A 9,363-nucleotide genomic window follows, 5' to 3' on the forward strand; every position below is an offset into this window, starting at 1 on the left:
TGCACCAGCCCTCGTGGTGGGACAACTACGGCACCAGGGACCTCCTTCCATAACTGGGCCCGCCCCGGAGTAGCTGTCTATCTTGTCGGGGAGTCATGTCGGCTTCCGAGCCGGTTCCACCATCGGCGACGGCGCGCCCCTCTGGCCCCGTCGATCGTGGGCACATGATCTGACCGCATCGATCAAGCTCACCGAAGGGCAGCGCTAAATGATCATTACTCCGCTCACGGTCGACCGGATTTCCGACCTCGAGAAACTGTTGGCGCTCGGAGAGCCGTACATCAGGGTGCGGGGCTCATCGGACTACTGGCTGTACGCCACGCTGTTCGCGAACACCTGCCCGGTCGCCATCGTTGACGGGCAGGTCGTTGGCAGCGTGATCGCCTTCCGAAGCCAGGTCGACCCGTCCGAGATCTACCTCCAGGACGTGATGGCCCACCCGAGCCATCGCCGTGCAGGGATCACGCGGTCGCTCATTCAACAGGTGCAGCGCCAAGGCTCCCGCTGGGGATGCCAACGCCTCTTCCTCACCTCGGAACCCGACAACCGGGCCGCGCACCGGGCCTGGCTCGCCCTGGGCTTCACCAACGTTTCCGGCGACGCCGTCGAGCACGGAGTATCGGTGATCCACGATTACAAAGGGCCCGGGAAACACCGAGCGGTGTACGAACTCCGGATCGAACCATGATCTCAGTGCCTCTACTCATGCCGGACCTGACCTGGTGCGAGTTGTGGGTCGCCGGGGACTCGAACCCCGAACCTTCCGATTAGCCAGGAGAAGGAAGCGCCTCCATGACCGCACGGGTCGGAGAGCGGACGCGCTACTCAGCGGATGCTCTGCCAGTTGAGCTAGCGACCCAGATGCCGATCATCCCATCAGCCGGATCGACCTGGCTACCGGGTTCCGGTGGGTCCGCACCGGGACGCTGACCCGGTGTGCCAGCATGGCTCGTGCGCAACGAGCAACGCCTACGGACGCGGACGCATGAGTCACGGGCCTTCGCGGAGCGCGTACAGCTCGTCATGAACCTGACCTCGCGCCTCAACGTGCTGCCCTTCGACGACCTCGACGCGCGCCGGACGCTGCTGACCGAGATCTTCGGTAAACCGATCCCCGACTCGCTGTCGATCCTGCCTCCGTTCTATTGCGACTACGGGCTCGGCACATCGTTCGGCGAGCGCGTGTTCATCAATCAGGGATGCTTCTTTCTCGATTACGGGGGCATCACGATCGGTGACCGCGTCCTGATCGGTCCCCGAGTGACCCTGTGCACGGCCGGACACCCCGTCGAGCTCGACGAACGGTACGACTTCATCACGCACGCGCCCATCGTCATCGAGGATGACGTGTGGATCGGCGCCGCAGCCACGATCACCCCTGGAGTGACGATCGGTCGCGGCTCGGTCGTCGGCGCAGGTGCCGTTGTGGCGAAGGACGTGCCACCGCTGAGCGTGGTGACGGCAACAAGCGTTGTCGAGCGGAAGCGTCTGAAGTCGGTAGGCTCGTCGTCCATGGGCACCGCGGAGGGGTTCGCCTTCATCACGCGTCCGGACGGCAGCGTCGTCATCACGCACCGCGGCCGGGTGGCCACCACGCTGCGCGGGCAGCGGGCTGCCGAATTCCTCGACGAGGTCGACGACGACCCACAGGGCCTGATGGCCCGCGTGACCGGCAACTACAAACGCGGCAACGAGCGCACGGCCAAGCAGCATCCCCGTAATCGGCATTGAGCCGGTCACCTGAGCTTTCGCGAACACGCCATTGTGCGCGTGACGTCAGTCAGGTTGACGCGGCCGTCGGACAGGCCGGCGACCTCCTGAATGATCCCGTAACCCGAGATCACCGCCGAACTCGCGGAAGGTCTCCTCAGCGTGAGCGGTGGTAGCGCCGGTGCAGGTCGTGCACCTGCTCGGCGAGCTCGGCCACCAGCCCCTGCACCACGACACCGGACGCGACGTCCCGGACCGGCAGGCTCCGGACCGGTGGCGCGGGCACACCCATCTCAGCCAGCCAGGCCGCGAGCTGCTCGGAAGAGGCCACGTACACGATCCGGCCGAGGCCGACCCAGCCGTGCGCGGCGGCACACATCGGGCAGTGCTCGCCCGAGGTGAGAACCGTTGCCTACGCACGCTCCTCAGGGGACATGTTCGCCGCGGCCCAGCGGGACTTCACCTGCCGCCGGTAGGTGCGTATCGCCTCGGTCACCAGCGCGAAGGTGTGGCTCGACACGGGCAGGCGGACTTGGTAGACCAGTTCATGGCCCTCGGCGGGCGAATCGATGTGTGCCACGACCAATGACCCTCGCCGCGGGTTCCTTCATCCCTGGGTAGCCACGCCGCGAACCGGCACCAGGCAGACGATCACCACGAAGATCACTTGACCACTGACCTGAGGCAATACACCTGCCATCACCACGTCAAGACCCACCCACCAGGACAAACAGGATGAGACAAGTTCGGGGAGGTTGCTGCCTCGCGGGCCGTCTGACACCACAGCTTCCCCGAAGATGCGCCGTTCGGTGCTGGTTCACACCAGCCCGAGGCTGAGGGCCAGCTCGCCGATCGCCGCCGGAGCCTTCGGATCACGGGCGACCTGGGCGAGGACGTCCCGGCCCGCCGGCCGGCGCCGCACCTCGTACGGCGCCACACTCTCCGCAGCGAGCAGCACCCGGGCCGCGTTGCCGGGATCGTCGATCTGAAGGTACGCACGGGCAGCGTCAATGAGGTGCGCGGCCCGGTGCTCGACCGGCAGCAGCCGCCACCCGTTCCGCCGGATCGCCTGCTTGTGCCGCGCGACCGCCTCCCGCCCGTCGCCCAACTCCACGGCGGCGGCGCACCGGGCCAGCTCGACAGCCGTCGGCCCGAACCCGGTCCGGTGATGGTCGAGCCCGTCACCCACCCGGGCCGCCAGCTCGGCGGCCTCGTCCAACAGCTCACCGGTCGCGCGCTCGTCGCCGCACCGGGCCGCCACCAGACCGGCCTGCACCAGCAGCGCCCCACACAGCGACAGCTCCTCGGGGGAGCCGACGTCGAGGTCGGGCGGAGCGATCCGGTGCGCGGCAGCCAGCAGCACCGACCGTGCCCGCTCCGAGGCGCGCAGCACCTGGCCGAGCTGCACCGCCGCAGCAGCAACCAGCACGGGATCACCGTTCGCGGCAGCCACCGCCCGGTCCGCGGCCAACCAGGCAAGACCCGTGTCGTCCAGCTTCACCAGCAGCGCCGCAGTCAATCGGTACGCCGCCACGACCGCCACCCGACCCGCCACCGGATCCCGGGCACCGGCCCGGTCGATATCGCTGAGCAGCCCGGGCAGCAGCCGCACCACCTGCGGATACCGCGCATGCTGGTAGACCGTCCAGGCGTACCCGACCTGCCGCACGAGACGATCGACGGGCACCACCGGCATCGGCCGGTCACGCACCACCGCGTACGACGACAACGCCCCACGGATTCGTACGATGTCCGCGCTGCGCGCGGCCGTGTCGGCGGGCCGGGCCTCGCGGCCGAGCAGCGCCGCGGCGTCGACCCGCAGCACGGCGGCGATGTCCCGGATGGTCGACACCCGCTCCAGCGAGCGCACCCCACGCTCCACCTTGTCGACCCAACTCTTCGACTTGCCCAACCGATCCGCCAACGACTGCTGCGACAGCTTTCGCCGCGCCCGCAGGTAGGCGACCCGCCGACCGATCGGCACCCCGTCACCGCTCATCCGGCACCGTCCAGCGGCCACGGGGCAGCGGCAGACGAAACCGCGCCCGGCACGGCAGGTCCACACCACACCGACAGACCCGCCGCCGCTTCCGCCACGACCAGACCGGCCGATGCCGGCAAGCGAGGACGAGCGCCACCGCCGCGACATAATCGCCGTACGACATGCGTCGCCGACTGCTCTCGGCTGCCGGCACCCGGTCACCCTTCACGACGCCGCCGCCGCTCCGGCACCGCCCGGGTTGTCTCCTCGGCCGGGATCCGTTCTGCCTCAGCCTGCGCAAGAATCCGCTGCTTCGCAGCCTCCTGCTCCGCCGCTTGGATCTGTTCGCCTCGACTCTGCTTCGGCTCGCGTTGCTTACCGTCGCCCACCTGGCATCCCTTCTCGGAGGCACGGCGGTGCGCCTGGAGGGACGACGCCGCTGTGCCGGTCGAAGAGGCGCGACTCGCAGCGGAACTCTGCTGGCAGCCACCATCGATCGCGCCCTGTAATTGGATGCTCACGCGACGGGATGACGGCGGCCAGGTACACGGCAGACCACCATTTCAAGCGGCCGCCGGAGAACTGGTACGTCGTGTGCGACTACGCGCCGACCAAAGACGCCAGTTCCGCCAACTCTCTGGTCATCGCCCGCCGACGTCGGTCGGCGATCGACTGGACGATGTCCCGGGCGTACCGCTGCTGCCGCAGCCAGGCTGGTGCCCGATCCCGTAGGTCCATCAGCACACCGGTCGCCTCGGTGTACGCGCCGGTCTGGGCGTATGAGTGCGCAACGTCCAAGCGGTGCCGCTGCCGGGACGACGGGGTCACCTGCGGGGACCGGTGCACCTGCTGCGCTAGGGTCAGCGCTTCGTCGGGACGACCCGCGATCACGGCCGTTTCCACCCGCATAAGGTGCACCCCTTCTGGAGAGTAGTCGTTGCCCGTGATATCGGCGTCCGGGTGCGGCCGGTCGCCAAGTCGGTGCGCGCCAGCCGCTGCCAGGTCGAGCATGTCCCGGGCATCGTCGTACCGGGCATCCCGGACCGCCGCCGAAGCGCCCTTGATCAGTAGGAATCCCCACGCGGCAAGCTCGGCCGGGGACGCCGTGGACAGCTTCGGCTCCACCTGGTCGGCTGTCCGCACCGCAAGGACTTCGGCCTCTCCGAACCGGGCCTGCCGCAACAACAACCAGCACATCGGGGCCACCGCTGCGGCCCCAACCATCTGGTCACCGCTACGGCGCGCGTGGTCGAGAGCTACGGTAAGTGCGACATGTGCAAGGTCGACGCGGCGCAGTTGGATGAGCAGCCGGCCAGCCAACTGATGAGCCCGCGACGCAAGCGCGTGCGCGGCCAGTTGCTCGTCGCCATCGGCGCACGCTACGAAGGTCCGGGCCTCGTCAAGTAGTCCGGGGATCAGCGTGAGGGCGGCTGCGTAATCGTTGGCGTGGTAGATCGTGTTCGCCGCCCGGATGGAGCGGCGAACGTCGGCGGCCGTCGGTGGGCCGATTTCGGGCTCGTCAATCACCGAACGCCCGTCGAGGTCAGCGACCGGAGTCAGGGCGCGACGGACATCAACAAGGCCGAGTGGTTCCGCGTCGGGCTCGCGCATGGCTTGGGCCTGCGCGGCGGACCCCATCAGCGCAGACGTAGGTACGCCCAGCGCGGTCGCCAGCTTGTTCAGGGTCGACATACGGGCGCTGGTCCGCTCGTTCTGCTCCAGCTTGCGAATCGTCTCGACACTCACGCCAGCGCGCTCGGCCAGAAGCTCCTGCGTGAACGTGGACTCACTGCGCAGCTTGCGCAGGTGATCGCCGATGGTCGTAAGCATGGCAGCCTCCCAGGTAGCGGACCAGGCCCCAACCCGCCGGCCGTCCGACGGGCCACCACTTCGGACGGTACACCGATTCACACCCTGGACCGTGACTCTGGGCATCTGAAGATGCTGCATATTGTGATCATCGAACCCCTAGCGCTCACCCCGCTCAGCTCCAGTACGCCGATACCCCGTCGCCCCGCCCCTTCTCGCCACAACGCACAGACGATCACGCGGTGGTCGCCTCGCATCCACCCCTGCCCAGCAGCAAGATCTCAAACGGCGGCTGCCGTACTAACTCCTTGGCTCGTTGCCGACGCCTCGGCCAGCCACGCTGGTACCGATGCACATGACGCCGGACTCTTGGTTGCTCGGCGTTTTATCGGGCCGGGACAGGTTATCAACCGGAGCCACATACCCGCTACCCACGTTGGCAGTCATAGGCTCTGGGCGCAAGTCTCATAACTGCCGCTGCCGTCTCGCTAGTTCGCCCTGCATTCGCATCCGTAACGTATTGTAGTAACTCTCATACGGCGTCTGCGTAATCTTTCTCCACATCTCTTGCGAGACTAAGGCATCACCCGACTCTGCGGTAATCGATGCGAACGCCGCCTCTGACAGCAACTCGTAGGACATCAGGTAGGCATCTACAAATTCTTGAGTCTTCACCTCGGCGACTTCCTTAGCAGCCGCCAGGAACCCGAGTAGGCGTTCCGCTTCAGCATTCGCGGAGTGCTCTCGTTTGGCAAGATTAACTCCCGCGACTGCACCCGCAGCCAGAAGCGAGATGTAAGCGTTATACTCCGGCTTTTGGAATCGCTGGAAGTACTTATTCTCCGTTGAGCTGTAAACGCGAACACTCTCTTCCCTGCCCTTCCGACCCGCGCCACTTAGGCCAAACAGGGCTTCGAACACCTTATCCGACAAGTCTTCATGTTCATAGATGACATCCAGAACAGAGGTCTGAAGCTTATTGTAATTGTTGTCAAAAACATTCGTAGGTCGCTCGCTGAAGACACCTTTATAGAAGGCCTTTGTATCTTCGTAAGTAATTTGCATGTCACTGATCGTGGCTATCAGGTCGGTCACACCCTGGGAAGCGTCCGGCTTTACCGCAATACCCATGCGGGCCGCAGCCCTTTGAACAAGCTGCGGGCGGAGGTACCTGGCCAGATCTAGGTCGATCTGCCGCACTCGGTTCTGATAATTAGCCGAATGGGCAACCTGCCAGGACTCTGCGGACTCGATCACCTTAACGGGAACGAGAAGAGTGTCCTCCACCTGGTCACGACTAGCCACGATGCACATCGTCGTCTGGCAGCCGTTGACGATGGAAGCGTTTTCGAGTTTAAGAGCACCCGAACCGGTCGATCTTACCTTGCTCGCTCGGATAGTGATGCCGTTATTCCTCTCCAGCATCTTCTCCGGGTGAATCTCGACGGTTTTTACAATCCTCCGATTGACTGACTCGCGGTCTTGATTCCGCTCAAGCCCTAGAAACGATCGTATATTCTCAAAGAAGAGACCGTCGCCATGTGTGTCGTACAGCCTAATAAGCTCACCTCCAGTCACCACGCCAAGCCGCACATTCTTGACTTTTAGCCAATCAGTCACGGCCTTTAGCAGAAGCTCGGAGGGCACCTCAAACGACTTCCTATAGACAGACTGCAAGGTGCGGAGCAATTCCGGGCCATCGACAACCAGCAGACGGCCTTCAGCCATCAAGGTGTCATAAAACTTTCGAGAGCTTCGTTTCGATTCTTGATACAGCTCGAGTAGGCGCTGAGTCTTCGTGGCAGTTGCGATTACATAGACCGGCTCGCTTGCCTTGATGGTTTCCGGCGTATCAAACAACGTTCCTTGAACGGGCTCTTGCCGCTCCCGGTGCTCGTACTCAAAGCTTCAAAGAGACTCAGGATAGTGTCGATCTCATCGGTGCGGCGAATCTTGAATTTCGACTGGACAAAAAGTTGCCGGCCGCCGTCTGTGGCAGCCGTCAGAATGTCGACACCTTTGTCATGACTGAGTCGCTTGTTCCGCTCGAAGTCAGTAAACTCTGACACCTGCGGCACCCGAGGCAATACCGCAAGAACAAAGTTGACAAAACGAAGTCCCTTGCCGTGTGGATTCTCGTCCGCGAGCTGCTCGTTGAGGTGGGCCGTAAAAGCGTCGTGATCGCTAAGCCACCTCGGAAGTGCCCGGTCGCCGTCGTCCATCGTGCTCCCCTCAGTCTCGCCTCATCCTGCCTGCTCGTCAGCAGAATGTGGAGCGTCCATACGGGTCGGATTGAGCCTTTTCCAGGCTGATCTTGCAGGTCAGGATGAGTGTGGCCGGCCCGGTGATCGATGGGTGCGAGGCTCCAGGTAGGACAGCTGTCGACCAAGACTCGAAGCCCCGACCGGGAGCCTCGCCATGCTGTCCTACCCCGCCACGATTCCGTTGTCCAGCCGGACTCTGAACCACTTGGCCGCACGCATCCGCGGCCACCGCAAGCAGCGCCGATCCCGGTGGCGGCGCCTCGAACCCGGCCGGCAGGCGCTGCTCGCTCTCGCTCACCTGCGTAACGGCGACACCTACACCCGACTCGCGGCCGGCTTTCAGATCGGCGTCGCCACCGCCTGGCGGTACGTGCAGGAAGCGATAGCCCTGCTCGCGACGGCCGCCGATGATCTGGCCACCGCCATGGGCCGGATCCGCCGACCGGCGTACGCGATCCTGGACGGCACCCTGATTCCGATCGACCGGGTCGCCGACCAGCGGAACTCCGGGAAACACAAGCACCACGGCGTGAACGTGCAGGTCATCGCCGATGCCGTTGGCCGGCTCGTCTGGGCTTCGCCGGCGCTGCCCGGTTCGGTCCATGACCTGACCGCAGCCCGAACCCACGGCATCATCGAGGACGGCGGCTGCCGTATTAGCGGCAGTTGGGGAGATCGACTTCGCCGCTAACCTCATGATCAACCAGGGTGGTCGGGGGTGGCGTGGTGGGGGGTGGCGTGGGGGCGGCCTTTGAGCTCGTGGAAGCCTGGGGTTGCGGCGACGAGGAGGGTGCCGTCCCAGAGGCGGCCGGCGGCCTCGCCGCGTGGGATGCGGGAGATGACCGGGCCGAAGAAGGCCACCCGCCGGCCGGTGTCGTCGTCGGTGGCGATGATCGGGGTGCCGACGTGGTCGCCGACCAGCGCGATGCCCTCGGCGTGTGAGGCGCGCACCGCTGCGTCGAACTCCGTCGTGCCGGCCGCCTCCGCCAGGTCCCTCGGCAGGCCCGCGTCCGCCAGCGCGTCACCGAAGTCGCCCCACTGGCCTCCTTCATGGACCCGCTCACCGTACGCCGTGAAGAAGCGCGCCAGCCCGTCCTGCCCGTGCCGCTGTCGCACCGCCGCGCAGACCCGCACCGGGCGCCACAGCCAGCCCTCGGTGTCGCCCTCCGGGTCGACGTCCCGGCCCTCGTTGAGCACGGACAGGCTCATCACATGCCAGCGGAGGGCGAGCGGTCGGACCGTGGTGGCCTCGACCAGCCACCGCGAGGTGACCCAGGTGTACGGGCAACTCGGGTCGAACCAGAAGTCCACGTTCCGCGCCACCGGCCTCCTCCTGAAGACCAGGAGAAAGTTACCGGCTTCAGGCCCCCGATCGGCAGCGCTGCCGGAAGGTCTCCTCAACGTGCGCCGTGGTAGCGCCGATGCAGGTCGTGCACCTGATCGGCGAGCTCGGCCACGGGCCCCTGCACCACAACATTGGGCGCGATGTCCCGGACCGGCAGGCTCCGGACAGGTGGCGCGGGCACACCCATCTCGGCCAGCCAGGCCGTCAGCTGCTCGGAAGAAGCCACGTACACGATCCGGCCGAGGCCCACCCAG

Annotated in this window: 11 protein-coding genes, 1 tRNA gene and 1 pseudogene; 3 read left to right on the forward strand and 10 right to left on the reverse strand. The window is 65.7% G+C overall.

Annotated features, from left to right (window positions below):
- Positions 1–208: 208 nt before the first annotated feature.
- Positions 209–688 carry a GNAT family N-acetyltransferase gene (locus Vqi01_RS29285; RefSeq protein WP_204038379.1) on the forward strand — a complete coding sequence of 160 codons (480 nt, stop codon included), beginning with the start codon at positions 209–211 and terminating at the stop codon, positions 686–688.
- A 44-nt stretch (positions 689–732) separates the two neighbouring features.
- On the opposite strand, the gene Vqi01_RS29290 is transcribed toward Vqi01_RS29285, so the two are convergent.
- A tRNA-OTHER gene (locus Vqi01_RS29290) sits at positions 733–859 on the reverse strand.
- A 164-nt stretch (positions 860–1,023) separates the two neighbouring features.
- On the opposite strand from Vqi01_RS29290, the gene Vqi01_RS31725 reads away from it, so the two are divergent.
- On the forward strand, positions 1,024–1,731 hold the full coding sequence (locus Vqi01_RS31725; protein WP_275408854.1) for a DapH/DapD/GlmU-related protein: 708 nt from the start codon (positions 1,024–1,026) through the stop codon (positions 1,729–1,731).
- A 136-nt stretch (positions 1,732–1,867) separates the two neighbouring features.
- Here Vqi01_RS31725 and Vqi01_RS29305 read toward each other — a convergent pair whose 3' ends face one another.
- The 7 genes from Vqi01_RS29305 to Vqi01_RS29335 all read right to left on the reverse strand — a co-directional run bounded on the left by Vqi01_RS29305 (position 1,868) and on the right by Vqi01_RS29335 (position 7,722).
- Complete coding sequence (locus Vqi01_RS29305) at positions 1,868–2,089, reverse strand: tRNA-specific adenosine deaminase (RefSeq protein WP_204038380.1); 222 nt, start codon at positions 2,087–2,089, stop codon at positions 1,868–1,870.
- 33 nt (positions 2,090–2,122) lie between these two features.
- Positions 2,123–2,290, reverse strand: a complete 168-nt coding sequence (locus Vqi01_RS29310; protein ID WP_204038381.1) for a hypothetical protein — start codon at positions 2,288–2,290, stop codon at positions 2,123–2,125.
- Positions 2,291–2,527: 237 nt separating this feature from the next.
- The gene (locus Vqi01_RS29315) at positions 2,528–3,709 is read right to left on the reverse strand and encodes a helix-turn-helix domain-containing protein (protein WP_204038382.1); all 1,182 of its coding nucleotides are present in this window, start codon (positions 3,707–3,709) and stop codon (positions 2,528–2,530) included.
- A gap of 200 nt (positions 3,710–3,909) precedes the next feature.
- Complete coding sequence (locus tag Vqi01_RS29320; protein ID WP_204038383.1) at positions 3,910–4,080, reverse strand: hypothetical protein; 171 nt, start codon at positions 4,078–4,080, stop codon at positions 3,910–3,912.
- Positions 4,081–4,291: 211 nt separating this feature from the next.
- Positions 4,292–5,521, reverse strand: a complete 1,230-nt coding sequence (locus Vqi01_RS29325; RefSeq protein WP_204038384.1) for a helix-turn-helix domain-containing protein — start codon at positions 5,519–5,521, stop codon at positions 4,292–4,294.
- A 444-nt stretch (positions 5,522–5,965) separates the two neighbouring features.
- Complete coding sequence (locus tag Vqi01_RS29330; RefSeq protein ID WP_204038385.1) at positions 5,966–7,360, reverse strand: AIPR family protein; 1,395 nt, start codon at positions 7,358–7,360, stop codon at positions 5,966–5,968.
- Positions 7,312–7,722 carry a PDDEXK family nuclease gene (locus Vqi01_RS29335; protein ID WP_204038386.1) on the reverse strand — a complete coding sequence of 137 codons (411 nt, stop codon included), beginning with the start codon at positions 7,720–7,722 and terminating at the stop codon, positions 7,312–7,314. Before Vqi01_RS29335 ends, Vqi01_RS29330 begins: the two co-directional genes overlap by 49 nt.
- Before the next feature lie 196 nt (positions 7,723–7,918).
- Between Vqi01_RS29335 and Vqi01_RS29340 the strand changes: the two are divergent.
- Positions 7,919–8,404: pseudogene (locus Vqi01_RS29340) on the forward strand (transposase family protein); the annotation flags it as partial.
- 59 nt (positions 8,405–8,463) lie between these two features.
- Here the strand turns inward: Vqi01_RS29340 and Vqi01_RS29345 are convergent.
- Positions 8,464–9,087 carry a mycothiol-dependent nitroreductase Rv2466c family protein gene (locus Vqi01_RS29345; protein ID WP_204038387.1) on the reverse strand — a complete coding sequence of 208 codons (624 nt, stop codon included), beginning with the start codon at positions 9,085–9,087 and terminating at the stop codon, positions 8,464–8,466.
- 74 nt (positions 9,088–9,161) lie between these two features.
- A partial coding sequence (locus tag Vqi01_RS29350) for a hypothetical protein (RefSeq protein WP_239098754.1) occupies positions 9,162–9,363 on the reverse strand: 202 nt, incomplete at its 5' end.

The sequence above is a fragment of the Micromonospora qiuiae genome, assembly GCF_016863555.1.
GTDB classification, from domain to species: Bacteria; Actinomycetota; Actinomycetes; order Mycobacteriales; family Micromonosporaceae; genus Micromonospora; species Micromonospora qiuiae.